The sequence below is a fragment of the Paenibacillus glucanolyticus NBRC 15330 genome (assembly GCF_004000885.1).
Taxonomy (GTDB): Bacteria; Bacillota; Bacilli; order Paenibacillales; family Paenibacillaceae; genus Paenibacillus_AQ; species Paenibacillus_AQ glucanolyticus.
Window position 1 is genome coordinate 240479 of record NZ_BIMC01000005.1, and the last position, 25500, is coordinate 265978.

The following is a 25500-nucleotide window of genomic DNA, read 5'->3' on the forward strand; positions in this document are numbered from 1 at the left end:
TACATTCAATTTGCGCCAAGCGCACTAAAACATTCTAAAGCCTTTAATACGCAATGTCTTAATGGTCCATCCGCTCAAATAAGCACCGATCAGACCTGCAACCCCCGTTAAGTAATCAACCAGTTGGAATGATCCGACGTGAGTCCAGAACGACATTTGGCCCCGATCCCACAAGCTGTATACAACGACTGGCAAGATAACAATCACAAACAAAAAGCATGGAAACCAAGTCGTTTTCATCAACATATTCAGGATAAAACCGATACCGAACATCATGACAAAAAACAAAATCATCAGCACGAGCACAGGAATAAATTGAAGCATGATCGCTGTTTTCACCTCTTCTTTATCACCTACGCATAGCAGCTATTCTACAATATTGCAGCAAGAAACAGCACACCAAGCTTTAGCTAATAGCTAGTTTACTAAAAATCATGTCACAGATCAACGAACAATCGTGAATACATTGTGTCATCGTTTGCCCTTCCGACCACGCTTACAGTACAATGAAGGGAGTTAATGCAAGCGGTTATCCGCTTCAATGATAACGAACATAACGTTTAGGAGTGATTACATGAACGAAGCTGCAATGACGCTGGAGGGCTGGTATGCGCTGCATGATTTCCGTACCATCAATTGGCCGGCCTGGAAAGCTGCAGATGAAGAAGTACGCGCTTTTGCGCTGGACGAGCTGAATGCGTTCCTTCAGGAATGGGATGCGATCGAAGCCGCTAAGCAAGGCAGCACCGCTGTATATACGATCGTCGGCCAGAAAGCCGATTTTGTATTCATGCATTTGCGCGAGACGCTAGAAGATCTAAACGCGATAGAGAATGCCTTTAACAAAACGACGTTTGCGCAGTTCACCACCAAGGCTTATTCCTATGTAAGCATTGTTGAGCTGAGCAACTATCTGGCCGGCTCTTCCGATGAGGATCCGATGCAGAATCCGCATGTTATCGCTCGTCTGAAGCCAGCCCTACCTAAATCGAAGCATATTTGCTTCTATCCGATGAACAAAAAGCGAGACTTGTCGGACAACTGGTACATGCTGAGCATGGATGACCGTAAATCCATGATGAAGAGCCATGGGATGATTGGCCGCGGCTACGCAGGCAAAGTAAAACAAATCATTACCGGTTCTGTTGGACTCGACGATTGGGAATGGGGCGTAACGCTGTTCAGCGATGAAGCCCTTCAGTTCAAAAAACTCGTGTATGAAATGAGATTTGACGAAGTGAGTGCACGTTTTGGCGAGTTCGGTCCTTTCTATGTCGGCAACCTGCTTGACCAGGCTTCATTTACCGATTTGATGAAGGTATAATTCCTTCTAACACATAGATAACATGTACAAAATAACCCCACAAAGTGGAGCCTATGCTACGATGTTTATTCCAAATACTTTGCGGGGACCCCAAAAAACTTATAAATTCTAATATGTCAAAAAAGGGATGCTCTCTAATTCAGGAGAGCATCCCTTCTTCATTCATTATCGTCTTCCTCATCTTGTTCTTGCTTGCGCAAGGTTTCAAGATATTCCGCTGTCGCCCGGTCGCGGGCACGTCCTTTATCCTTTAGCCGCTCGATGGCAGGAAGAATAAGAATGTCGACTTCCTGCTGAATCGTATACGCAAGATCGTATTGATCTTGCGACTCCAGATAGGAGCCAACCTCCATTAAGGCGTTGTAACGATCCAGCTCATCTCTTGTGAGCAGCCCCCGTACTTGAACGCTGCAGTGTCTCATTTACAGAAACCTACCTTTTTTCAGGACGAGCGGAATCCCCCCGATAATAAAGAGGTAGCGGAGATCAACCAATTTTTTCAGCTGAGCCGCTTTCCAGCCCTGATATTTCTTATCCCCGACAACAGCAATGCCTTCACCTCGGCCGAGGGAGGCTACCGTGCCTTTATTACTGAACTCGAACTTGCGCATTGACTTGTCCCTAATCGCCGCAACGATATTCTGGGCGCAGCATACGCCCTGCTGCATCGCCATCTGGGCAGTCGGCGGATAAGGACGGCCTTCCTCATTAAAAATCAGGGAGTTATCGCCGATAATATAAATATTCTCGTACCCGGGAGCACGCAGATATTCATCGACCTTCACGCGGCCTCTCATCGTTTCGAAGCCTGCTGCTTCAACCAAGCGATTGCCGCGGATACCGCCGGTCCATACCACCGTTGCCGCTCTGATCTCTTCGCCGTTGTTCAGCACGACGCCGCCCGGCAGGCATTCCTTGATGGCAATGCCCATTTTGAAGGTTACGCCCTTCTTCTCAAGAACGTTCATGGCGTACTCCACCAGCTCCGGTGCAAATCCCGGAAGAGCAGCTGGCGCGGCTTCTACGTTATAGATATTCACCAGTGTCGGATCGACATCATATTCCTTGCACAATCTCGGAATGCGGTCCGCCAGCTCGGCTACAAACTCGATGCCGCTGAAACCTGCCCCGCCCACAACAAAGTTAATGCGCTCTTGCGGTCTGCGCTCATTCTTATATAAAGCAAATTGATACTCAATATGCTCACGAATCAATCGGACCGAGTTGATGCTTCGGATGGTCATCGCATGCTCGGCGAGCCCTGGAATACCAAAGGTTTCCGGTTCCCCTCCAAGCCCGATGACTAGGTAGTCATAAGATAAAGTGCCATCTTCAAGAATCACCTTCTTGTCGTGAAGACGGATCTCCTGCACCGAGGATTTGACCAGATCGATTTTAAACTCGTCAATTAGCTTCGAAATGGATACCCGGGTGTTCTCAATGCTGTCTGTTCCTGCTGCCGGCATATGCAAATGCGTTGTAATATAATGATAATCATGGCGATTCACCAATGTAACATCGGCCTCATTATAATTCAGCTCTTTTTGCAGCCGCTGCGCTGTCAATATGCCCCCGTAACCCGCGCCAAGGATTACGATCTTCGGTATGCTGCTCATTCTACTGCTCCTTCCAGCTTACTCTTTATATATACAGTATGGTACACATGTTAACATTCTGTGAATTACACCCAAAAAAAGAGAAGAGCCCTTATCAGAGCCCGTTTCATCATTTGACCTGATTATCCATTTTTGTTCAAAAACAGCTGTCATTCTGCGGTTTCCGTACAGTTGCTACTATTATCAAAATATATTGCAACCCTGTAATGAACACAAGTTATCACGTTAATCATATGCATAAACCATGCAAATATCAAGATTTTTTTTGCCATTTAATATGCAAATTTATCCACCATTTTTACCCTGACATACTAAGTAAGCGCAAACATTCCAATGTTAGGTATTTTAGCTCAATTCTCGTCTTTTCATGCTGGTTCGGGGCGATTATAATAGGTAAGGAATTCATGAATCAGCTTAATCCAGGCAAGAACGTCTGTCTGATTCGAATATAATCTCATTTTATGGAGGTGCTTACCGCATGACAACGATGCCACAAGACAACAACATGACGGATCTTTTGATTATCGGTGGCGGACCTGCCGGCATGTTTGCTGCTTTTTACGGCGGAATGCGCCAAGCTTCGGTAAAACTTATCGAGAGCATGCCTCAACTCGGAGGTCAACTGGCTGCGCTGTATCCGGAAAAATATATTTATGACGTAGCAGGCTTTCCGAAAGTGACCGCTCAGGAGCTTGTGAACAATCTGTCCACACAAATGGAGCTCTTTCAAACGGATATTCGTCTTGAAGAAAAAGTCCAGGCTGTGGAAAAGCTCGAGGAACGTCATTTTGTCGTGAAAACCGATCTGGGTGAACACCATGCCAAAGCCGTGATTATCACAGCAGGTGTAGGTGCGTTCCAACCCCGTCGTCTGGAAGTTGAAGGTGCCGAGAAATACGAGAAGAGCAACCTTCATTATTTCGTGAACGATCTCAGCCGCTTCAAGGGCAAGAAGGTTCTCATTAGCGGCGGCGGCGATTCCGCCGTGGACTGGGCACTCATGATCGAACCCATTGCAGAGCAAGTCACCCTGGTTCACCGACGCGACAAGTTCCGTGCTCACGAGCATAGTGTCGAGCAGCTGCTGGCGTCCAAGGTGAACATCATTACACCAACAGAAATCACCGAATTGTTTGGTGAGGAAGCCATCTCCAAGGTTACCCTTTCCCATATCAAGACCAAGGAAACGCAGGAGATTGAAGTGGACGATGTGATTGTCAACTTCGGATTTGTCTCTTCCCTCGGTCCAATCTCCGAATGGGGCATTGCGATTGAAAGCAACTCCATCGTTGTGGATTCCCGCATGGAAACCAGTATTCCCGGAATTTTTGCGGCCGGTGATATCACCACCTATCCGGGCAAGGTTAAACTGATCGCCGTCGGATTTGGTGAAGCGCCAACCGCTGTGAATAACGCCAAGGTATACTTTGATCCGGAGGCCAGACTCGCTCCGGGCCACAGCAGTAACATGAAATTATAAGGTACATGACTTCGACTTCATATAGAACGTTATTATAGAAAAAAAGGTATCTTCGTTCTGAAGGGCTTAAGCCCGGCCCAGAATCGAAGATACCTTTTCTATTTCGTCAAAGCCTATGTAGAACTTGGTTGAAAGCTCCCACATTATATACGTATCATGTCGTAAGTTATCTGCTCTATATACGAAAAATCTGATTAATGCAGGATGCTGCCGGAATCGGTGTCCAAGTTCCGTTTATGAATTTCAGCTAATAGTAGAGTGATGAACTCTCGCTCCAACTTCAATTCAACAGCCATATGATAGGAATCGAGAAGCATCTCATCCGTCAACATAGCCATCCCTCTCACACCCCTTCCTCAAATTTCCTGAATCTATCATATCAGACATACTAAAGCGGAACAACTGTTCGCTTATCCACAGCCTTCTGTGGAAATCCTGTGTATAATTTGTTGGTAAGTGTAAAAAACAGGGTCATATCAAAGTGGATTATGGGGATAAATGTTATACACAGGATTTGGAACAACTCTACTATAAAAAAAAATAATCAATTATTATATCGGAAACTTGTGGTTATTTTTTAATTACCCTATTAAAAAATCATATAAACGAATATCAGGGGGAATAACGAACAAAAAATCAGCTTGGTCTTGTATTAACTTCCAAAATCCAAATCTTCCCTTCGTTGTCCAGACCGTAATCAAACCCCAGTTCCCCGATTCCCGGAAAGCGTGATTCCATTATTGAAATACACTGCCTGGTTACACGACGCATTTCATTTCGCTTTTCCCTTGCATTGATATGGGGCAGCGACAACCGAAGCGCGTGGCGACACCGAAGCAGCGTTCCCCCTTTGCAAATATTCGTAACAAACAGCCCCGGGCTGGCGAGCCGCCCAAGCATTGCTCTGAACTCCCATCTCCCTCTCTCCTTAACCACCTTCACCCGGTAATCCAGTGGACGCCCATGGATTTTAGCCAAATGAATGCCCTGCTGAATCATGTAACGCCGTTTAAGTTTCATTCTGCCCAGTACCTGCAACAGGGAATTCAATGTATCTGCATGAACCGTACGTCTCTTATGGGTTACCAGGTACCCCGTCCCGTCTTTCTGTATTCGGATGACTCCGTTACCACCGGTACCTACAATCGGCTTGATCACGACCATTTCGTGTTCCGCCAGCATTGAGACCAGGGTATCCCCTCCATACGACTCGGTAGCCGGAATGTAGGGAGCAACCTGCGGATCGGTCAGCAGTGCCTCCGTCTTTAGCCACTTGCTGGCCAGCTGTCTTCCCGCCATGCTGCTTTCGCCTCCTTTTATTCATGACATACGTTATTCTATTCCCGTATCCGCGCTTTTTCTTGGATGATTGTCCGTGAGAGTATGCCTAATAATTTGTCTATCCGGTGTTGTCGCGATGGCTTCCCTTTCCAAATGATGTGATCTATCGTATAGTAAGAAAAGAGCTTTGTCCGTAATAAATCCATCACGCTTGGATAACGATAAAGGAGGCTTTGTCACCTTGGCAGAGTTGTTTGAAGTATTGTACTGGATTGCCATTGTCGGCATGTCCGTTGCCCTTGCAGCCATCACCGTTCTTATCTTTGTCATGGGCTTCAAGTTCATCAAAGACAAGCGCCGGGTACTCGGAGCGGGCTGTATCGTCTTTTCGCTTGTGGCAGCCGGTATGATTGTGCTGATGCTGAACGACACCTTCTTCTTCCCGGTATGATCGGTTAAGGAGAACATAAAAAAATGCAGCTTACCACCTCTATGTCGGGCGGGCTGCATTTTTTTGTTATGTGCCTCTGAATTATGGCCTGAGTTTCTTCTTCATCTATATATATGTAGGAAGCGGCAGGTGTTACACAAAAAAAGACCGCTGCGACGAGAAACGTCGCAGCGGTCCTATTCTCATTGGATGTTACCGTAATAGTTTCATCAGCCTTCTCAATTACAATTGCCTCAAAAAGAGTCCACTGAAAACACAGGAGGTATAAAATGTTACAAAAGAAAACGTCATTAATCTTAACAGCTATTATTTCGTTAGTATTATTGTTCTCCTCAAGTGTATACGCTTACGTATCTTTAAAAACTGGGTATTTGTCACCAAGTATAAGGTTTGCCCCCCAGGGTTTACCTTCACAGTATGAATCGGCCCTCATCAGCGCTGCGGCTTCTTGGAATGCGGCTTCTACTAAAGTGTATATTAGCCGAGATGCTAACGCTGATAATACTGTTATAATGGGTAATTTATCCGATACTCAAATTTTTGGAAGCTACACGCCACAGTTTTTAGATAGACATGGTCAAGCTTCTCAATTTCAGATTTGGATCAACCAAACTGCAGTAGTTAATCAAACAACTCTAGGGAAGGATTTTTGGAATGTTGCTCAGAGTATATTCGCTCATGAATTGGGCCATGCATTGCATATAGGTGACCTCAGATCAGGCGATGTACTAATGAATCAGCTTAGAGATCGAAATAAAATAGTTAAACCTCAACCAGATGATATTAATGGTGTAAACGCTTATGTTTACCCTAAACAATAAGAATGGGGGAGAATCCATGAAAAAACAAACTATGAGATTTCGGAGGGGTCACGCGTCAGAGGCATGCGGCAGGAAAATCGCGCAAACTCACAATAAATCACAACGTATAAATCGCCCTTCCGTAGATCCGCTCATTTTCGACCGTAATCTGCTAATGTCGTCCGTGTCGTTAGGACCGCAATATTCCGACTATTTGTAACGCTGCGTAAACGTGCTCAATCCAAGAACCGGAAGAGAAACGATCAGAACAAGCAAGATACTTCGTTAGGCAGTATAATTTGCTTGATCCCGGCGGCTTACGGAACGATGTTTCGATCTAGGAGAAAAATGTGCATTGGAGTGTTGATTCAGTCATACAACGAGGGGAAACCTAATAATCATGAGTCGTTAAAACTACACGAACTAAGGATCGGATGAGAGATACAGGACACGTAATTCTTTGCCGAAGCAAAGGTATAGTGAACAATAGTGAAAATTAAAAATTATAAATTTATACTGATCTGTGAAATAATATCAATTAGAATGGAAGTAGGTCCTTATACCTCAAGAGGGGAGGAAGATAATGTTTATTGATAAGTTGCTAGGAGTTTGCGGAGGATTGTGTAGCGTTGTGATTTATATTATCGTTTGTTTTTTCAACCCTACCGAAATGTTGAATTGGGGTACTATTACGATCTTACTCTTTATGTTATTTATCCCTGGTTGTTTGGCAGTTTTTTCAGCCATAGCACGTAGAAGAGGACTCATGCTAATTTCTATAGTTTGGTTGATACCTGTGGCTCTTTATTTCTCTGGGGGAAATGGAGTATATAGATATACGTGGATTATAATCGTGTTGTTATCTGTTAGCTTTATCTTAATGAACTTTAAGAAACCGACTACCCATAGTAGGTAGTCGGTCATTTTCACTTAATATATTTCGATTGTACTCCATAACAATAGTTCGCCTTCACCAGTTATGTCCTGAATCGCATCATAGTCAAACCCAGCATTGTTTTCTCCCCAAACATAGACATTGTGAGTAACCCATGTTCCTTTATTATGGTCACCAAAATCATAATTATGAAAACTCCCATATGCTGCTTGTCCTACTGCAGTGCCATCTTGCCTATCATTTCTCCATGATTGTTCAAGATCAACGTACCAATTAGTTTTGAGTGGAGAATTTTTAACAGCCCAAGTTGCAGATCCGCCAGTACTATAAGCAGGATACCCATTCTGTGAATACCAGTATAGCAGAGCTTTTGTATAGACAATATCCCAATTCGCGGGATCTTTTGTTAACAACTTAATTTGCTTGTTCCACAAGGGAGCGAAAGGCTCAATCGTTTTTTGGTATTTGGGGTCATTAGACAGGTCAGTTCTGATAACGTTATATGTATTATTCTCGGAGTTCACTTTAATGTCTAATCGAACTGGGTTATCAGCAGCATTACCTGAGCCACTAAAAATCCTTCTCTGTGTTCCATCAGAAAGTTGTTGAATGGTCACCTTCAAACTCTCATTCTTTTCTACCGATGACAGAATAGTCTCCTTAACAACAGCCTTTGGACTTTCTTTTTCTTCTTCTGCAGACGCTACTCCAGAAAATAAACCAGCTACTAGTGTCAGAGAAAACAAAATACTTAATACCCTTCTTTTCTTCATTGTTACCTCTTCCCATTTCAAGATTTAATTACCTTTATATAGTAATATATGTATATAAAATGTGTCTATAAATACTAATAAATTATTTTTCTTTATTGATAGAATATTCATATAATCGTGTAGCCATTTAACGAAGTATCCGTAATGCTTCTCATAATCCTTTATCGTACGATCACGCAAACCCTCCGCCTTCTTCTCGCTGATTGCCATGTCGAGCGCTTGCTTAAACGTTAATTGCGAATAACTCTTATCAATATTGATTCGTTTCGTGCGCTTTTTTAAAGACATAAAAAACGACCTCCATAACGGTTATTTACCGTCATAAAGGCCGTGATCCACAATCATGGCGCCTATGCTTCCGCTAGGCACATCCGGAACCGTCAACGCTGAAAACCCGCTTCTTAACAAGGCTCCTCGCTCGGTTTGCCTGCGTCTTCTCGCGTGCGGAACGACGAACCGCAGCCGCAAGTAACCGTAGCATTCGGGTTGTGAATGGTGAAGCCTCCGGTCATGCCGGATTCTTCAAAATCAATCTCAAGACCGTTCAGGTATTTCAGGTCGTCCTTCTCAACGACCACCTTCATATCCTGCAAGTCCATATATACGTCTGCTTCCGTTTCACTGTCATCAAAGCCCATTGCATATGAAAAACCACTGCAACCGCCGGCAGTGACACCCAATCGAAGGAACATATTGGGCGTTTCCTGTTCAGCAAGCATTTCTTTCAACCGTTCTGCAGCCGTTTCGCTGATTGTTATCATAGGTCACCCTCCTTTTCGTTCACCCTTTAAGTATACTCCTCTTCGCGGATTCGCTCAAGGTTCTTATGATGGTCATTTTGCCATATGAACAATTACCTGTTTTCAATTCCTCTATTTGTATTGCTACCCCGAGGGGTCAGGTTTATAATAGGGAAGGAACATGGGCGGCAACTGTTGGATAATTGTCACATCCCCCGGCTTAAATGCGGCAAAGGTTATGGCTGGTCCACAGTTGTATATTTTTTCACAAACTCCATTAATTATTCAGCCCATTATGGATGCAGCAGTTATACCATTATAGACGGACCGTTCCCTACGGGGAGTGATCCACTTTATGATCACTTGGCTGCTGAATGTTCAGACAGATCAAGTGTGAACAGGAGGATTGAACATGTCCACGATTGTAACACCCTTTACCGATCAGAGAATGGCCGAAATCGTTGCCAAAGTCCGAAGCGGCGAACGCCTGAATCTCGAAGACGGTGTGTATTTGTACCAAACCGATGACCTGCTGACCCTCGGGCAGCTGGCTAATGAGGCAAACCTGCGAAAGAACGGGAAAAAAGTATACTTCATCGAGAACATGAGTCTCTATTTCACGAATGTATGCGAATCCCACTGTGCGTTTTGTAATTTCCGGAAGGATCAAGGCGAGGAAGGCTCCTATACCCTATCCGGTGCTGAGATGATTGAATATGTGGAACAGCATATTCATCCGGGAGTTCGAGAATTCCACATCGTTGGCGGACATAATAATCATGTGCCTTTCCAGTACTACGTAGATTCCCTGAAGGCATTGAGCGAACGTTTCCCGGAAGTGACCCTGAAAGCCTACACCGCGGCAGAGATCGAGTTCTTCACCCGGATCAGCGGGCTCAGCACGAAGGAAGTGCTGCAGGAACTGCAGAAGGCCGGTCTGCAATCCTTGACAGGCGGCGGCGCCGAGATTCTATCGGATCAATACCGTCAGAAGATGAAGGTGGATAAAGCCAATGTGGATCAGTATCTCGATGTTCACCGTACTGCGCACAAGCTTGGCATGAAGACCCATACAACCATGCTGTACGGATCTATCGAGAGCCATGAGGACCGTATCCGCCATATGCTGCAAATCCGGGATCTGCAGGATGAAACCAATGGATTCATGGTATTTATTCCACTGTCCATGCAGCCTAAGAATAAAAATGCGGGCATTATGCGCCGGAACTCGGCTTACGAGGATCTCAAGACCATTGCCATCAGCCGCTTGATGCTCGATAATATCGACCACATCAAAGCCTATTTCATTAATATCGGAGCACAGTTGACTCAAGTGGCGCTTAGCTTTGGCGCTTCCGATGTGCATGGTACCATCCTGAAGGAACGCATCAGCCATGCTGCAGGAGCTTTAACACCGGAGGGATTGACACGTAAAGAGCTTGTGTGGCTTATCAAAGGCGCTGGCCGCATTCCGGTTGAAAGAGATACATTCTACAACGAGATCAAGGTTTACGAATAACCCTTATCAGCAGCGATGAATACAAGCAGACGTTCCAAAAAACGGAAAACAGGTTAAAGAGATAATATAGCGTGGGTACCCTAAGCCGCTTTTAGCGGCGTTTTTCTTGCGAACATCCACTCACCTTCTTATCTCTTGAGAAAGGAAGAAATTTATGAAAAAGCTCGTCATTCTCGGTGGAGGCTATGGTGGTCTTGCCTTAATTCAGGAATTATTCAGCGGCTATCTTCCTCCAGACGTGGAGGTCGTGCTCATCGACCGCATGCCATATCAAGGACTCAAAACCGAATATTACGCGCTGGCAGCAGGCACCGTGGCCGATACCGCCGTTCGTGTGAAATTTCCAGTGTATAATCGGCTCCATATTCTATACGGTGAAGTTACATCCGTTGACCTTGAGAAGAAGCTTGTTAACCTGACAAACAACGATCCTGTGGAGTACGATCAGCTCGCCATTGCCCTGGGATGTACGGACCGTTATCATGGAGTACCGGGCGCTGAGGAATTTACGTTCAGCCTGCAATCTTTCTCTGCATCCCGGGAAACCTATTTGAACCTGAACAACCTGCGACCTTACGGTCAAGTTCATATCATTGGCGGAGGCTTAAGCGGCATCGAACTCGCTGCCGATCTTCGTGAAAGCCGACCTGACCTTAATATCGCCATACTGGACCGGGGACAACGCGTTCTTTCTTCTTTTCCTAACCGTTTGTCTGCTTATATTCAACGCTGGTTTGAGGAGCATCACGTGGATATCCACAGCGGCGTTTCCGTATCCCGGGTTGAGAAGGACGCCGTGTACAATCTCGATGTGCCCATCGCAACCGATCTGGCTGTTTGGACGGCTGGCATCCAGCCTGTAAAAGTCGTGCAGGATCTCGATCTGCCAAAAGACCGCAGCGGGCGCATTCTGCTAAACGAGTGGTACCAGGTTCCTTCCCATCCGGAAGTGTATGTCATCGGCGACTGCGCCAGCCTTCCGTTCGTCCCGAGTGCCCAAGCGGCCGGAGCTCAAGCCGAGCAAGTGGGACATGTCTTGAAAGCGGTTTGGCGTGAGGATACGCCTAAGGTATCTCCGCTGAAGCTGAAGGGAACGCTGGGTTCCCTTGGCAAGCATGCAGGCTTTGGCCTGATGGGCAGCACTTCGGTTATGGGCCGAGTGCCAAGAATATTGAAGAGCGGTGTACTCTGGAAATCCAAGCGCCACTACTAGTCTGAAATATGACGAGTCGCTCATGGAAAAACTGCAGCTCAGCCTTGCTCCTGATTGGGCTCTAGGCTCTCCAACTTGCGCACTACGGCCTCAAGCAGCGCTTCAGCCGTGGGGGCTTCCATCCAGTCGCCATCGACATAGGCGAAGGGCGTCAAATAGCACTGGCCGCAGCTTGTCAGGCAGCCATATTCAATGACTTGACAATCAAACCTGGCTTCAAGCGGTTGTAAAACTTTATCCGTTCCGAAATAGGAATTACTTATACAAAACTCAATCATGATGGACATTGTTATTCAACCCGCCTTAAGATTGGCATTTTAATTTGCCGGTTTATGTACTATAATATAGGGAGGAAAGGAGTTGAACAAGATGAGTGAAAACACGCAAACCACTGTATATGATGAAGTGGCTGAAGTGCTTGATAAACTTCGTCCGTTCCTGCAGCGCGACGGCGGTGACGTGGAATTGGTCGACGTTGAAGACGGCATCGTTAAGCTGAAATTGATGGGTGCATGCGGCAGCTGCCCAAGCTCCACCATTACTCTGAAGGCAGGGATTGAACGCGCCCTGGTTGAAGAAGTAGAAGGCATTCAAGAAGTAGTTCAAGTATTCTAAATCTTCTTTAACTATAAAGAGTCTTGGTTTCCTTACGGAACCAAGACTCTTTTTTTTGAGAGAATATAATGAGATCCTATTCCGGTTTGATTAACGGCCGGATCGGGTCCAGTCCGCCGGAAATGTCCATAATATTGCCGGTAATGAAATCCGATTGATCCAGACATAAATATTCGATTACCCTGGCGATGTCCTCCCCGCTTCCCGATCGTCCGCGCGGTGTCAGACCATCCTGAATACCTGACACCTCATCAATGGACTTCTCCTTGTTTGCACCGCGTATATCTCCAGGGCAAATCATATTGACCGTGATTCCATATGGCGCTTCCTCCACCGCAAGCGTCTTGGTAAACGAAACAAGGCCCACTTTGGCAGCCGCATAGGCTGCGCGTTGAGGCCACGCTCGTGCTTCGCCGGCATGCCCGAAGCCGAAATGGATGATCCGACCCCATTTTTTCTCACGCATGGCAGGTAGAACGCGATGGTCCAGCAGCATGACACCGGTTAGGTTGCCATTGACCATATGTACAATTTCGTCGCGGGTGTACTCCGAGAACAGGCGACGCTCCCGAATGAAAGGGCCTGCGTTATTCACCAGGATATCGACGCTGCCAAGACGTTCTTCCGTTTGGTCCACCAGAGAATACAATTCCAACTCGCTGGCGATATCAGCTTTAATCGCTATCGACTTGACGCCAAGTCCTTCAATTTCACGAGAAAGGGCTTCTGCCTCATCCTTGCTGTTTACATAATTTATAGCCATATTACATCCCTGCCGCGCTAACGACAGAGCAGTCATTTTTCCTAAACCTGTCGCACTGCCTGTAACCAGCGCCACTTTTCCCTTCAAGGCTTTCCCTCCTCAGATGGATATCCTTCCTTCAGTATAAAAGATTTGATCCAACCTCACAACTTGTGGGGGGCAGCGACTAAGGTAAACAAAAAAAGGGGCCTACCCGATAGACCCGCAGGTCTTTTCGAATAATGCCCCTCTATTCATGGATACAGCAGATACCTGCTATGATCCATTAGAATGCCGGAATGACGGCACCTTTGTACTCTTCCTCAATAAAAGTCTTCACGTCCTCGGAAGTCAGTGCCTTCGCCAATTTTTGAATGGCATCGGAATCCTTGTTATCCGGACGGGCTACCAGCAAGTTTGCATAAGGGTTCTCTTTGTCCTCGATAAAGAGAGCATCCTTCGTTGGGTCGAGTCCCGCTTCAAGCGCATAGTTCGTGTTGATGACAGCCAGATCCAGCTCATCCAGCATACGCGGCAGCATGGCAGCTTCAACTTCCTTGAATTGCAGATTCTTCGGATTTTCCACGATATCCTTGGCGGTAGCTTCAAGCTTCGTCTCATCCTGCAGCTTAATTACGCCGTTCTTGGACAACAGGGACAATGCACGACCAGCGTTCGATGGGTCGCTAGGGATTGCTACAACGGCTCCATCCTTCAACTCATCCGCAGACTTAATCGTTCTGGAGTAAGCACCCAGCGGTTCAACGTGTACCGCAATCACCGATTCCAAGCTCAAGCCGCGTTCCTTGATTTCATTATCCAGGTAAGGCTTGTGTTGGAAGAAATTCGCATCGATTTCTTTGGAATCTACTTGCGTATTCGGCAGAACATAATCCGTGAACTCCACGATTTCCAGGTTCACGCCCTCTTTTTCAAGCGCAGGTTTGATATGCTCCAGAATTTTCGCATGTGGTGCAGGCGAAGCCCCTACTTTCAAGGTTACGGTCTCTTGACCGCTGCCTCCCGTTGTTCCCCCTGGCTCCGAAGCGTTATCCGCAGGCTTGCTGCCGCATGCAGCCAGCACCGTAACCAAAGTCAAACTGATGAGTGCCAATGTCCATTTTTTCATTCTTAAACTCTCCCTCCGAAAATGTATTATCTATATAATGTCTGCCTTGATGCTTTACCAATCCCGTTATTTTCTTGTAAAATGCCGTACCAGGCGATCTCCTGCCATTTGCAGCAGCTGCACCAATACAATCATTAACACAACGGCCAGAATCATGATCTCCGTCTCATAACGGTAATAGCCGTACTTGATGGCCAAATCCCCTAAACCGCCGCCGCCGACCTGACCCGACATCGCCGTATAGGATACCAGGGTCACAATCGTGATGGTCATGCCCGCCAGCAAACCCGGACGAGCCTCTGGAAGAAGCACCCTCCACACGATTTGGCTTGTCGAGGAGCCCATCGCATGAGCGGCTTCAATGACGCCTTTGTCCACTTCATTCAGGGCCGTCTCCACCAGTCTGGCGAAGAACGGTGCTGCCCCCACAACGAGCGGCGGAATGGTTCCCAGGACGCCGTACGATACACCCACAAGCGACTTCGTAATCGGGATCATCGCAACGATCAGGATGATGAACGGAACCGAACGCAGGATGTTCACAATGAACGACAGGATCGAATATCCGAAGCGCACCAAGCCCGATGTGGATCTTGCAGCCATATACAGCAGCACGCCAACCGGCAGCCCGATAATGAAGCTGAACAAAGCCGAAGCCCCCAGCATTCGCAGGGTATCCAATGTTGCCGTACCGATTTCTTTCCAGTCGATCTGGGTAAAATCGAGCTCCAACATTAATGAATCACCTCCACGTCTAATCCTTGTTGAAGCAGCTTCCGAATCGTCTCTTCGATGGCTCTCTCTTCCCCTTCGAAGCGTACGATGAGCTGACCATACGGTGTTTCCTTGATCGTGGAGATCGTGCCCTGCAGAATCGCAAAATTCACGCCCGTCTCATGAACGGTATGGGATAGAATGGAATCGTACGTTTTCGATCCCAGGAACGTAATTTGCACCGCTTGGGAAGAGCTGTTCGCCTGACCCTGCATGGCCAGCCGGAGCGCTTCTCCGCTGTCCAATTCTTGACGGATGAATTCCTGCGTCACCTCATGTTTAGGTTTCAGGAACACTTCCGTCACCGGCCCCTGCTCCACAATGCCGCCCTGATGAATAACGGCCACCCGATCACATATGCTCTGGATGACATGCATCTCATGGGTGATCAACACAATCGTGAGATGAAATTTCTTGTTAATATCCAGCAGCAGGCGCAGGATCGAATCCGTGGTCTGCGGATCCAGCGCTGAAGTGGCCTCATCACACAGCAGAACCTCCGGATCGCTTGCCAACGCTCTGGCTATGCCGACCCTCTGCTTCTGTCCTCCTGACAGCTGGGACGGATACTTGTCCCGGTGAGCCTCCAGGCCAACCAAGGCCAACAGCTCAGATACTTTGCGTTCCATCTCAGCCTTCGGCGTTTTGATCAGCCGCAGCGGAAAGGCAATATTATCGTAGACCGTTGCGGATGACAGTAGGTTAAAGTGCTGAAAGATCATCCCGATTTTGCGACGCTCTGCCTGAAGCTGCTTCTTGCCGAGCAGTGTCAAATTCTTACCGTCAACCCACACCTCGCCGGAGGTGGGACGTTCCAACAAATTGATACAACGGATCAATGTACTTTTACCTGCGCCGGAGTGTCCGATCACACCGAAGATTTCTCCTTTTTCAATCGACAAATCCAATTCGGACAAGGCTGTGGTTAGCGTTCGGGCTTTTCCGTACTGCTTCGTCAATTGCTTGAGCTCAATCAATCCGATAATCCTCCTTTTTCCATAGCCTCATATCTATTTACCCAAAATAAAAGAGCCTCTTTTTGTAGAATCAAAAAGGGCTCTCTTTACGTAAAAGTCAACGCCTTTTCTCATCTGTCAAAGCCATAGGATGATCCTGCAGCTTTGAAGGAATTAGCACCATGTCACTCCATCCGTCATCGCGTTACGCGATATACGCTGGAGCCGGTTGCCGGGCTTCATCGGGCCTGTCCCTCCGCCTCTCTCGATAAGAAAACATCGATATGAAATTTTTCCAATTAATTTGATCTGATTTAATAACATTTAATGAATGCAATAGTTAGTATAGATTCTTTTCAGGTTTTTGTCAAAAGGAATTTCATGGCGATTTTGTGCCTAAACCTTCACTCCTTTTTCCGCCCAGATCCGATTAGTATATCGATACGAGGCAGCCAAGCTTCGGCATACCATATCTACACCCTGCTTAAGATCCTCGAGGTGCTGGTCGATATCCTCCAGCTCGATTTTATCCGACAGTCCCTGATGGCGCTGCCACAGATCATCCTGCATCTCTGAATTCATATAGTGGATCTCAGCGTTGCGGCGTTTCCGAAGTGTGTTCAGCGGTATTTTATAGCGTTCCTTGATCGCCTCAAGCTCTGACGCCAGCTCACCGTGTGCCTTTAGAAACTTGAACTGCCGCAGTGCCGTAAAATAGGAGAAATGAGCCTTAACCTTCGAGGTGTGGAGATCATACAGCTCATTAAGCACCGTACCCAGCTTGTCAAGGATGGAGAATACGCGTATAAATCCGTTTTTGTAAAAATACACATACCTTTGATACTCGCCCTGCTCCTGAATTGACATATCATCGATATAACCCGATTTAACCGACTGACTGAAATGCTTGGCCGCATTCCAGCTCTGCTCCAGCTCATCAAGGGATACAATCAATCCGCGGGTCCAAATCTCAAGCTTGCGAAAATCATGCGTTGGATCCTGATGTTTCTCCATTTCCTTTTGCAGCAGCCGGGTTGTCTTGACCATCGATTCGATGGCCTCCTCAAGCAAGCCATTGTTGTGTCGGGGCTGTTCCCCGAGTAACATTCGCAGCATGGCGGTACCCCCTCGCGTCGTCAGATTAACCTTCTTTCATGAATTGCTATTTGCCAAAATAATCGCTCCAGCGAGCATCCACCGTCTGCACGATATCTTCTCGCGGGGACAGCTCCTCCGGATATCCCGGTTTCATTCGTGCATCAATAACCAGCGGAAGTTTATAGGATAGATGATGATGCTGGATATCAGCTGCCGCATGAATATCCGTTGCCGGATTGAAGCGGGTGAAAACCGTCCACAGGAGTGAGGTTTGTGTGGCCGCTGCCGCTTCGGCATCATCAACCACAATCACCAACGGCCATGCGGTATCCCGTGCTTTTAAATACCCCATCACTTGCTGGGCCAGTCCGGGATCGTTCTCATAGGATGCCCCCGAAACGACCAGACAACCCCCACAGTATGGAGCCATTTGAGATATGCCCGGAATTTCACCTTCGGTATAACTGCGCGGCAGCTCACGAATTGGCCGACCGATACCCATGAGCACGGCCTTACTGCCATGATTGAGCTTATTCCCCGTATAGTCCAGGGTATCATGGGACGTTTTATTAAATATAAACAAATCTGATGCCGGATTAAACCGTTCCAATACCGCTTCCAATGTTTCACGAAAATCGGACAGATCGAGCGGACGGTTGGTCAGGAGCAGCATTTTGGTTAGTGACAACTGCCCTTCGCCCAAAATTCGGAATGCGGACACAAGCGCCTCACGGGAATAGCTCTCCCGTACGACAGCTGCGGTTAAGGCATGGAAGCCGGTTTCCGCATAAGTCCACAAGGAGCGTACCGATGGCATAACCATCGGGAATGCCGGGGAGAGCAGCCGTTGGAGGAATTCACCCAGGTAATAGTCCTCCTGCCGCGGTTTACCGACGATAGTAGCCGGATATATCGCCTCCTTGCGATGCCACATATGCTTCACATGCAGGACCGGGAAATCATGGGCAAGGGAATAATAACCGTAGTGGTCCCCAAAAGGGCCTTCCAGACGGCGTTCATGCGGTGGCACCACACCGCTAATCGCAAATTCCGCCTCTGCCGGAATGCGATGTCCTCCCAGCGGGTTGTCGGTCATTGGCAATTTCCCGCCAAGAATGAGGGAGGCCAGGAGCAATTCCGGCAAATGCTCCGGAACCGGTGCAATCGCAGAGGCAATCAGAGCTGGGGGTCCACCTACAAATACTGAGACCGGAAGCGCCTGATTCTGCTGCTCTGCTTCAGCATAATGGAAACCGCCACCTTTATGGATCTGCCAGTGTATACCTGCCTTGTTGTCATCGTAAATCTGAAGCCGGTACATGCCCAGATTATGATCCTTCGGTTTGGATGGGCTCTCCGTGTATACAAGCGGCAGTGTAACAAAAGGTCCGCCGTCATCCTGCCAGCTGGTCAGCCGCGGCAGATCCTTCAGCGGATTCTCCGTCACTTTTATTGCCATCACAGGCGCTTCATGCTGCGGAACTGATTTCATGCCTACCTTTAAAATGTCCTTAAGCAGCCCCCGTTCATTCCACAGCGCTGAAAAGGTTGGTGGAAGCAATGTCTCCGCAGCACCGATCAGCGATTTCATCATTTGCTCGGGTCTGGGCCCAAAGGCCATATCGACTCTGCGCGGCGTGCCGAACAAATTCGTAGCCACAGGGAAGGGCGTGCCTTTCACATTAGTGAAGAGCAAGGCCGGCCCTCCCTCATCAATCACGCGCCGATGAATCTCGGCCAGCTCCAAATACGGATCTACCGGGGTATCAATGACAGCAAGATCATTCTCCTTGCGTAGCGTTTCGAGCCACTGGCGAAGATTATGAACGATCAACGACTCCCCTCCTTCCTATACAACAAAGCCCTCGAACTGCATTGCTGGCCCGGGGACTTTGCGTACATCTATGTTATTAAAAATTTCGATCTGATCAGGCTCAGGCATGAGCCTTTACTACTTACACAATCTTCTCGCGGGGAATACCTTGGTCCCGCTGCAATTTCGCTTCAAGCGGCTTGCCTAGCTGCCATGCTCTCACGCTTAAATAACAAAGTACGCCGAACAGCGCCGAGATCAGCAGTGTATGCCCCAATGCGGAGAATACATAAACCTCCTCATTATGGATCGTTGCCATGATGAGGGCCCCGCTGAACACCTGCAGCAGACAGAGCAAGGCTGCCGAAATCCCCAGCATCTGTATCTCCCTATTGTTCCGGTTACGCCAATAAGCAAAGTGCCCCATAACAGCCACCACAATCAGCAGCAGAAGGGCTGCGACGCGGTGCATAAAGGCAATCCCCACGCCACCGGTCAGCTCGGGTATTACTTCTCCGTTACACAGCGGCCATCCCGAACAGCCTTCCCGCGAATCGGTATGGCTGACGAATGCACCGATATAAACAACGACGTAGCTGTACAACGTGGTTCCCCACACCAAATTACGGAACCCTTTGGTTACCCGCGGCAGCCGCTCCCGATCAACGGATTCCTTGGCCTGTTCTACCCGCCGCATGCCAAGAGCCAGCATAACCGAGCTGGCAAACGCAATCAGCGAGAATCCAAAATGCAGCGCCATGATTGCTGCCGACTGGGGCTTGACCACGGCAAAGGCTCCCATAATAGCCTGTACCACAACAAACACCGAGGTGCCAATGACGTAAGCCATCAGATCCCGCCGGTCCCGCTTATATCTCCAGAACGCGATAAGCGAGGCCAGAGCTGCCAAACCCGCCATTCCGCTAACTGCCCGGTGCGAGTATTCGATCATGGAGGAAACCGTGTAAGCGGGAACAAATTTCCCGTTGCACAGCGGCCACTCCTGGCCACAACCGAGTCCCGAGCCCGTCTTCGTTACAACCATGCCTCCAAAAGTCGCACAGAACATAACGATGCATGTTATGTAACTCAACCATTTTAATTGTTTATCATTCACTCATCTCACCTGCTGCTCGTAATCATTAACTATCTGGAACCTTTACAGGATCGCATCGAACACAGTCCACATTTCATTATACCTGATTCTGGAGCTACGGTCACTTGAGCGATTGTGACAAAATGTTCAAAAATGAGAAAATCATTCTTGGACACGCTTGGCTCTTCAACCCAAACCCTTTGATATGTAAAATAGCACCGCCGCCCGATATAGCTATGAGGCGGCGGTGCTATTATCCATGCTTTACTTGTGAATCGTATCGTATACATTCACAGCGCGCTGCAGGAAGTCTTCAATCTCTTCTCGCGATTTGCGAAGTTTGTTAACATAGCGAACCAGCTCGCGTCCGTCTGTATAAGCAACAAAACTTGGGATTCCCAAAATATTTTGCTGGTGACTCACGTCACCGACAGCATCGACGTCAACTTCTACCAGAGTCAGTTGATTCGAGAATTTAGTCTCTACCTCCGGCATGAACGGATCGATAAACTTGCAATCGCCGCACCAGTCTGCTTTAAATACGGCAACGGTCAGTCGCGGAGACTGGATTGCAACCTGAAATTCTGCTTCTGAAGTGATTTTTTCCATTGATTATCTCCCCTTTACGTCGAATTCCTTCACCCTTAGTGAATCAAAATGTTGAGTGGAAGTCAAATTTTAGAGGCATACTGACATTACCATGTTGAAACCCTGGAATTTCATCAGAAAGTGCAGGTGACAACTGCAATGCACTCGCACGGAACCAGAGATAATAAAAAGGGGGGAAAGGATGTGTGGGCCTGGACAGCCGCCATTCCGCATGCCCTTGCAGAATCTTGGTCCGGTACGCTCGCCTCATGGCAAATTTCCTTAAAACTCACGACCAACAAGCATGAATTACGATGGGATTACGCAGCAGTAAGAACCATCCGTAGGAAACTTAAGGATATCCTCTCCTCCCATCCCTATCTTCAACCGCCCGGTTCACTGATGTCCTCTACAGAAGGATACAGCAGCATTCGAATTCATAATCAACTTCATAACCTAACCCAGGAAGAGCAAGAGCTGATTCTTCTCATTCAGGAGGCTGCAGCGAATGCGAATCGGAGCAATGTGACCCGTACACAAGCGTATTATGACTGCTATAAGTCATATCCTGAGCTGCACTGGGCTTTGCTGGCCCATATGGTATCACGAAATGCCGGGTGGAATATGAGTGATCTGAAGGGTGGATTAATGTCCGATCTCACGGATTCACAGTTCAAGAACCATCTGTACCGGTTCCTCGAGCGCTGCAATGCTCTGATCTTTCAGGATGCCTATCCACAGCTGCTTCTCTATATCCACAGTCGGAAAAAAGGAGCTCCTTTATTCCATTTGCTCCCTCACTTCCATATTTCGGCCTTCATGACTCCGTTTTGGGAGCAGTTCTGGCTGGACCGTGGGAGTTCGCTGCTCACGGTTGCCCTGATCATTAACGAGCAGAACTACATTGAAGGACGTGTGGCAAGGCACCCTTTTTACCTGGAGCATGTTCTGGAGCAACCCTTCTTTCGGATCCATGAGCTGGCCAGGCTGAATCAGATTGTATTTCCACTTGGACAAGTCAGCGGACCCGAGGCGGACATGATGGCTTCCCAAGATCCGCCTGACACAACTAGGCCTTTAGCCGGAATGACGATCCCCAAGTTTGCTGATCTGAGCATTCGGATCAAGGCGGGCAGAACGTTATACGCTTTGTTGTTTGGTTATGAGGAAATATTCCACTCCGTGCTGGCATTCGCGCAGTCGACCAAGCATCGGGGATCGCGGGCCGAATATTGGCCTGCATTGTTTACCCCGGCCCTTGAGTCCGCTATGAATAATGCTCACGAGAGTCGCAACCTGATCCAGTCTGAGTGGCTGCCGGAGGGAGGACGTCTATACAGCCCCCATATTGAGGAGATCTGGCAGGATGAATCCCAGGAACCCATTCCCCGGTACGATTGGTATCAAGGCCGCGTGATGCTCCGTCACATTCGCAAACCAATACGCCCACTGCTGCCGGATATGACCCACGCCCATCGCGCGGCGCTTGAGAAGACCTCCATCGTGCATGACGTATCGGAGCGAATCCATTCCCATGAAAACAGGAAGAGACCATCCCGATGAGGTTGGGATGGTCTCCATTCTATTGTGTGCTGTTGCTCTTAAACTCTGGGTTATCCCCGATCCCGCATCCGCGAAGGCTGCAGTCTCATCAGCGGACGGAACACCTTCTGCAACGGGCGCGGGTAACTGCTGAGCTCGGATTGACGCAGTACGCCAAACACCACCAGCAGCACCAGATATACAATAACAACAACTACTCCCACCATAAGGCAAGTCAGCAGGAATGCCAGTCGTGCCGGCATGACGTCAACCAATTGAATACCGGCCTGATTCAGGCCGTAGCCGATTCCGCCGGCTGCAATGACGGTCAATCCAAAGCCTGTCCAGCGTTTGCCCAGGATGGAGAAAGAAACAATCGCTTTAATGGATCGCAGATTGAGCATCGTGATCACCAGGAAACAGAGAGCCGTGCTTGCAATGATGCCATAAATGCCAAACAACGGTGCAAGCAGGAAGCTCGCGGCCAGTTTGACCACAATGCCGATCATAACGTGAACCATTGATAGCTTGGCCTTGCCGATACCGAGCAGAATCGAGTTCGTGGTCATCATCGTAATCTGAAAAATGGTGCCAAACGTCAGAAAGCCAATAATCCCGCTTCCCCCGAGGGAACTGAACAGCAAGCCGTTAATAGAATAAGATGCAACGCAAAGTGCGATAACAACCGGCATTCCCGTCAATATAGCAACACGCATAGCAAGCGTCACTTGTCGTTCCAAATGCTCCTGATCCTTTCGGGCAAAGGCTGCAGAGATGATCGGAATGAGCGAGGTGCTCAGCGCAATCGCTAAGATCGGCGGAATTCCTGCCACGCTCTGTGCCCGGTTTCCTAACACCGCAAGTACTGCTGTTGCTTGCTCGGGACCAATCTGTCCCATAAGCAGCGGCTTAACAATGGAACCATCAATGAAATTGACGGCTGGAACTGCCAGCGATGATAAGACAATCGGAATGGACAGGGTAAAGATATCCCTGTATATTCCCCCGAGCGGAATGGAACGGTCGGCTGCCGGTAGCTTGAGTTCCCGGTCACTTCGGCGAAGTTTTACCGTGAAGTACAGCATCACCGCAAATGCCCCGATGCTGCCGAGTACGCCACCAAAGGAAGCGCCTGCCGCAATCCAGGTATCGTCATAACCCAGACGCAGAAGCACATATGCCAGACCAATAGCAGTTAAAACCCTTGCAATCTGTTCGATGATCTGAGAGATGCCGCCTGCCGTCATATTGTTGCGCCCCTGGAAATACCCCCGCATCATCGCGATGGCCGGGAACAGCAGCAGGGCAGGAGCCAATGCTTGTATCGCAGCTGCGGATTCCGGCACCTTAGCTATATTGGTTGCATAGAAGGGTGCTCCAAAATACAGCAGGAGCGTCATGATGACGCCGGCCGCTCCGGCAAAGATAAGCGCTGCATGATAGACGCGCTGTGCCTCGGCAGGCTTATTCAGTGCATGCCGCTCCGAGACCATTTTGCTTAGCGTGCTGGGAATTCCTGCCGTAGCTACGGTTAACAGCATTAAATATACGTTATTAGCAATCGTAAACGAGGCATCCCCTATATCATTCAACATATGCTCAAGCGGCACCCGCTGCGCAAGCCCAAGTACACGGGCCACCAGCGCAGCAACGGCCAGGATGATGGTGCCTTTAATAAATGATTCTTTCTTTGACAAAACCGTACCCTTCTTTCTCCTCCAAAACGCCTCTCACAGCGATCCAAACGTCTATTAGAAAATCCAGATGAAGAAAATAATAATCATCGCCAGCTGTAAAACGATCTTGACCACAATGCTGCTGAACAATCCGATGACCGAGCCGAACCCCACCTTCGCGGATTTGCTTGGTCCTGACCCCGCGAACATTTCACCCAGAAATGCGCCGAGGAACGGACCGATGATCAATCCGAAAGCAGGAATTACAAAGGGACCGACGATGAGTCCAATCGTACTGCCCCATATAGAGGCTTTGGATCCGCCCAACTTCTTGACTCCCCATGCGTTAACCGCATAATCGGCGACAAACAGCACAACCAGAATGATCGTCTGGATGATCCAGAACCATGCATTGTAATGCTCGAATGTAAAAAACCAGCCGTAAACGAACAGCGCCAGGTAAATGGCAACAACCCCCGGCAAAATAGGGTAAATTGCTCCGGCCATACCAATGATAAACAGAGCAATTACGATAATCCAGCCCAATACGTCCATCTACATCTCACCCTTCGATCAAAATATGATCCCTGATGACCTCCACGATGCCGTCCTCATTATTGCTTGAAACCACAAGGTCTGCCTCATCCTTAACGGTCTGCTGGGCATTGCCCATAGCCACGCCAAGGCCCGCCTCCTGAATCACGGCCAGATCGTTCAGGCTGTCCCCTACCGCTACAACCTGGGACATGCTGATGCCGAGCAATTCACATACCTGCCCGATTCCCGTCGCTTTATTGACGCCCTGCGGATTGATCTCCAGGTTTATGGGAGAGGAGTTCGTGATCTCCAATCCGCCCATGTCCTGCAGCCGCATCAGGATCCGGTGACGCACCTCATGATCCTTCGTAGTATAACCGAATTTCAGCCATTCCTGATTCGCAACATCATCTGTCCAGTTCTCAGAGTTATATAATCTACCTACTGAATACGCCCAGAACCAGGATCCGGTTTCAATAGCCAGCGCATGCATTTGTTCCACCAGCTTGCTGTCCAGCAGCGCGCGGCGATACAGTTCATATGGCGCACGCCACACTTCACCGCCATTCACTGTCACCATCGGTGTCGTCAATTCAAGCTGTTTGGCATAAGGATAAGCCTCCGCAAACGGCCGACCTGTTGAGAGACAGACATGGATGCCTTGACGGACGGCTTCCTTGATCCACTTCACCGTTTCCTCCGACACCTCATGATCATCCTGAAGCAGTGTTCCATCCATATCCAATGCTAACAAACGATATTTATAATTCATGGTATTAATTAACCCCCTTATCCATCACAAGCAAACATAACGACATTTTACCACAAAAGAGGGTGCGCCA

General features: G+C 48.2%; 27 protein-coding genes and 1 riboswitch. Of the genes, 8 read left to right on the forward strand and 19 right to left on the reverse strand.

The genetic code is table 11. The features are described 5' to 3' along the window. Window positions 1-24: 24 nt before the first annotated feature. The gene (locus PGL02S_RS11010; RefSeq protein ID WP_036644784.1) at window positions 25-324 is read right to left on the reverse strand and encodes a YuiB family protein; all 300 of its coding nucleotides are present in this window, start codon (window positions 322-324) and stop codon (window positions 25-27) included. Between the two features lie 250 nt (window positions 325-574). On the opposite strand from PGL02S_RS11010, the gene hemQ reads away from it, so the two are divergent. Next, window positions 575-1324, forward strand: coding sequence for a hydrogen peroxide-dependent heme synthase (gene hemQ, locus PGL02S_RS11015; protein WP_006212597.1), 750 nt, complete (start codon window positions 575-577; stop codon window positions 1322-1324). A 158-nt stretch (window positions 1325-1482) separates the two neighbouring features. Here the strand turns inward: hemQ and PGL02S_RS11020 are convergent, their stop codons facing one another. Then, entirely contained in the window at window positions 1483-1746 is a 264-nt protein-coding gene (locus PGL02S_RS11020; protein WP_006212598.1) for a hypothetical protein, read from the reverse strand. Then, the gene (locus PGL02S_RS11025; RefSeq protein ID WP_006212599.1) at window positions 1747-2940 is read right to left on the reverse strand and encodes an NAD(P)/FAD-dependent oxidoreductase; all 1194 of its coding nucleotides are present in this window, start codon (window positions 2938-2940) and stop codon (window positions 1747-1749) included. 478 nt (window positions 2941-3418) lie between these two features. Here PGL02S_RS11025 and PGL02S_RS11030 point away from each other — a divergent pair, with 478 nt between their 5' ends. Next, a complete protein-coding gene (locus tag PGL02S_RS11030) occupies window positions 3419-4420 on the forward strand; it encodes an NAD(P)/FAD-dependent oxidoreductase (protein WP_036644695.1) in 1002 nt (333 codons plus the stop codon). A 194-nt stretch (window positions 4421-4614) separates the two neighbouring features. On the opposite strand, the gene sda is transcribed toward PGL02S_RS11030, so the two are convergent. Then, window positions 4615-4758, reverse strand: a complete 144-nt coding sequence (gene sda, locus PGL02S_RS11035) for a sporulation histidine kinase inhibitor Sda (protein WP_006212600.1) — start codon at window positions 4756-4758, stop codon at window positions 4615-4617. 298 nt (window positions 4759-5056) lie between these two features. Further along, on the reverse strand, window positions 5057-5719 hold the full coding sequence (locus PGL02S_RS11040) for a YheC/YheD family protein (RefSeq protein ID WP_036644697.1): 663 nt from the start codon (window positions 5717-5719) through the stop codon (window positions 5057-5059). 223 nt (window positions 5720-5942) lie between these two features. Between PGL02S_RS11040 and PGL02S_RS11045 the strand changes: the two genes are divergently transcribed. Further along, window positions 5943-6152, forward strand: a complete 210-nt coding sequence (locus tag PGL02S_RS11045; protein WP_006212602.1) for a hypothetical protein — start codon at window positions 5943-5945, stop codon at window positions 6150-6152. 269 nt (window positions 6153-6421) lie between these two features. After that, window positions 6422-6973, forward strand: a complete 552-nt coding sequence (locus tag PGL02S_RS11050) for a zinc metalloprotease (protein ID WP_036644699.1) — start codon at window positions 6422-6424, stop codon at window positions 6971-6973. A 909-nt stretch (window positions 6974-7882) separates the two neighbouring features. Here the strand turns inward: PGL02S_RS11050 and PGL02S_RS11055 are convergent. Together PGL02S_RS11055 and PGL02S_RS11065 are read right to left on the reverse strand one after the other, a co-directional pair. Then, window positions 7883-8620 carry a hypothetical protein gene (locus tag PGL02S_RS11055; RefSeq protein WP_036644701.1) on the reverse strand — a complete coding sequence of 246 codons (738 nt, stop codon included), beginning with the start codon at window positions 8618-8620 and terminating at the stop codon, window positions 7883-7885. 401 nt (window positions 8621-9021) lie between these two features. After that, a complete protein-coding gene (locus PGL02S_RS11065) occupies window positions 9022-9381 on the reverse strand; it encodes a HesB/IscA family protein (protein WP_006212606.1) in 360 nt (119 codons plus the stop codon). Between the two features lie 391 nt (window positions 9382-9772). On the opposite strand from PGL02S_RS11065, the gene mqnE reads away from it, so the two are divergent. Next, on the forward strand, window positions 9773-10879 hold the full coding sequence (mqnE, locus tag PGL02S_RS11070; RefSeq protein WP_006212607.1) for an aminofutalosine synthase MqnE: 1107 nt from the start codon (window positions 9773-9775) through the stop codon (window positions 10877-10879). A gap of 154 nt (window positions 10880-11033) precedes the next feature. Then, window positions 11034-12092: an NAD(P)/FAD-dependent oxidoreductase gene (locus tag PGL02S_RS11075; RefSeq protein ID WP_006212608.1), complete on the forward strand. Its 1059-nt coding sequence runs from the start codon at window positions 11034-11036 to the stop codon at window positions 12090-12092. Window positions 12093-12130: 38 nt separating this feature from the next. Here PGL02S_RS11075 and PGL02S_RS11080 read toward each other — a convergent pair whose 3' ends face one another. Beyond that, window positions 12131-12370: a YuzB family protein gene (locus PGL02S_RS11080; protein WP_376168090.1), complete on the reverse strand. Its 240-nt coding sequence runs from the start codon at window positions 12368-12370 to the stop codon at window positions 12131-12133. 91 nt (window positions 12371-12461) lie between these two features. Here PGL02S_RS11080 and PGL02S_RS11085 point away from each other — a divergent pair, with 91 nt between their 5' ends. Further along, on the forward strand, window positions 12462-12707 hold the full coding sequence (locus tag PGL02S_RS11085) for a NifU family protein (protein ID WP_006212609.1): 246 nt from the start codon (window positions 12462-12464) through the stop codon (window positions 12705-12707). 76 nt (window positions 12708-12783) lie between these two features. Here the strand turns inward: PGL02S_RS11085 and PGL02S_RS11090 are convergent, their stop codons facing one another. From PGL02S_RS11090 to PGL02S_RS11125, 8 genes are all read right to left on the reverse strand, one after another. Further along, on the reverse strand, window positions 12784-13557 hold the full coding sequence (locus PGL02S_RS11090; protein WP_036644707.1) for an SDR family oxidoreductase: 774 nt from the start codon (window positions 13555-13557) through the stop codon (window positions 12784-12786). A gap of 178 nt (window positions 13558-13735) precedes the next feature. Continuing rightward, window positions 13736-14578: a MetQ/NlpA family ABC transporter substrate-binding protein gene (locus PGL02S_RS11095; protein WP_036644711.1), complete on the reverse strand. Its 843-nt coding sequence runs from the start codon at window positions 14576-14578 to the stop codon at window positions 13736-13738. Between the two features lie 66 nt (window positions 14579-14644). Continuing rightward, window positions 14645-15313 (reverse strand): methionine ABC transporter permease, encoded by a 669-nt coding sequence (locus PGL02S_RS11100; protein ID WP_006212612.1) that lies wholly within the window; start codon window positions 15311-15313, stop codon window positions 14645-14647. Next, on the reverse strand, window positions 15313-16329 hold the full coding sequence (locus PGL02S_RS11105; protein WP_036644713.1) for a methionine ABC transporter ATP-binding protein: 1017 nt from the start codon (window positions 16327-16329) through the stop codon (window positions 15313-15315). Before PGL02S_RS11105 ends, PGL02S_RS11100 begins: the two co-directional genes overlap by 1 nt. Window positions 16330-16436: 107 nt before the next feature. Then, window positions 16437-16583: riboswitch (SAM riboswitch) on the reverse strand. 121 nt (window positions 16584-16704) lie between these two features. After that, window positions 16705-17424, reverse strand: a complete 720-nt coding sequence (locus PGL02S_RS11110) for a Cthe_2314 family HEPN domain-containing protein (protein WP_036644715.1) — start codon at window positions 17422-17424, stop codon at window positions 16705-16707. A gap of 46 nt (window positions 17425-17470) precedes the next feature. Beyond that, window positions 17471-19240: a UbiD family decarboxylase gene (locus PGL02S_RS11115; protein ID WP_036644717.1), complete on the reverse strand. Its 1770-nt coding sequence runs from the start codon at window positions 19238-19240 to the stop codon at window positions 17471-17473. A gap of 121 nt (window positions 19241-19361) precedes the next feature. Further along, entirely contained in the window at window positions 19362-20336 is a 975-nt protein-coding gene (locus PGL02S_RS11120; RefSeq protein ID WP_036644719.1) for a COX15/CtaA family protein, read from the reverse strand. 243 nt (window positions 20337-20579) lie between these two features. Beyond that, the gene (locus tag PGL02S_RS11125; RefSeq protein WP_036644721.1) at window positions 20580-20924 is read right to left on the reverse strand and encodes a thioredoxin family protein; all 345 of its coding nucleotides are present in this window, start codon (window positions 20922-20924) and stop codon (window positions 20580-20582) included. A 183-nt stretch (window positions 20925-21107) separates the two neighbouring features. Here PGL02S_RS11125 and PGL02S_RS11130 point away from each other — a divergent pair, with 183 nt between their 5' ends. Beyond that, window positions 21108-22466, forward strand: coding sequence for a DUF2515 family protein (locus tag PGL02S_RS11130; RefSeq protein WP_235187509.1), 1359 nt, complete (start codon window positions 21108-21110; stop codon window positions 22464-22466). A gap of 50 nt (window positions 22467-22516) precedes the next feature. Here PGL02S_RS11130 and PGL02S_RS11135 read toward each other — a convergent pair whose 3' ends face one another. Genes PGL02S_RS11135 through PGL02S_RS11145 form a run of 3 tightly spaced genes read right to left on the reverse strand, consistent with a single transcriptional unit; the run spans window position 22517 to window position 25430 of the window. Then, window positions 22517-24142: a putative polysaccharide biosynthesis protein gene (locus PGL02S_RS11135; protein WP_036644726.1), complete on the reverse strand. Its 1626-nt coding sequence runs from the start codon at window positions 24140-24142 to the stop codon at window positions 22517-22519. A gap of 54 nt (window positions 24143-24196) precedes the next feature. Beyond that, window positions 24197-24676, reverse strand: a complete 480-nt coding sequence (locus PGL02S_RS11140; RefSeq protein ID WP_036644728.1) for a DUF456 domain-containing protein — start codon at window positions 24674-24676, stop codon at window positions 24197-24199. Window positions 24677-24683: 7 nt separating this feature from the next. After that, window positions 24684-25430, reverse strand: a complete 747-nt coding sequence (locus PGL02S_RS11145) for a Cof-type HAD-IIB family hydrolase (RefSeq protein WP_036644731.1) — start codon at window positions 25428-25430, stop codon at window positions 24684-24686. Between the last annotated feature and the right edge of the window lie 70 nt (window positions 25431-25500).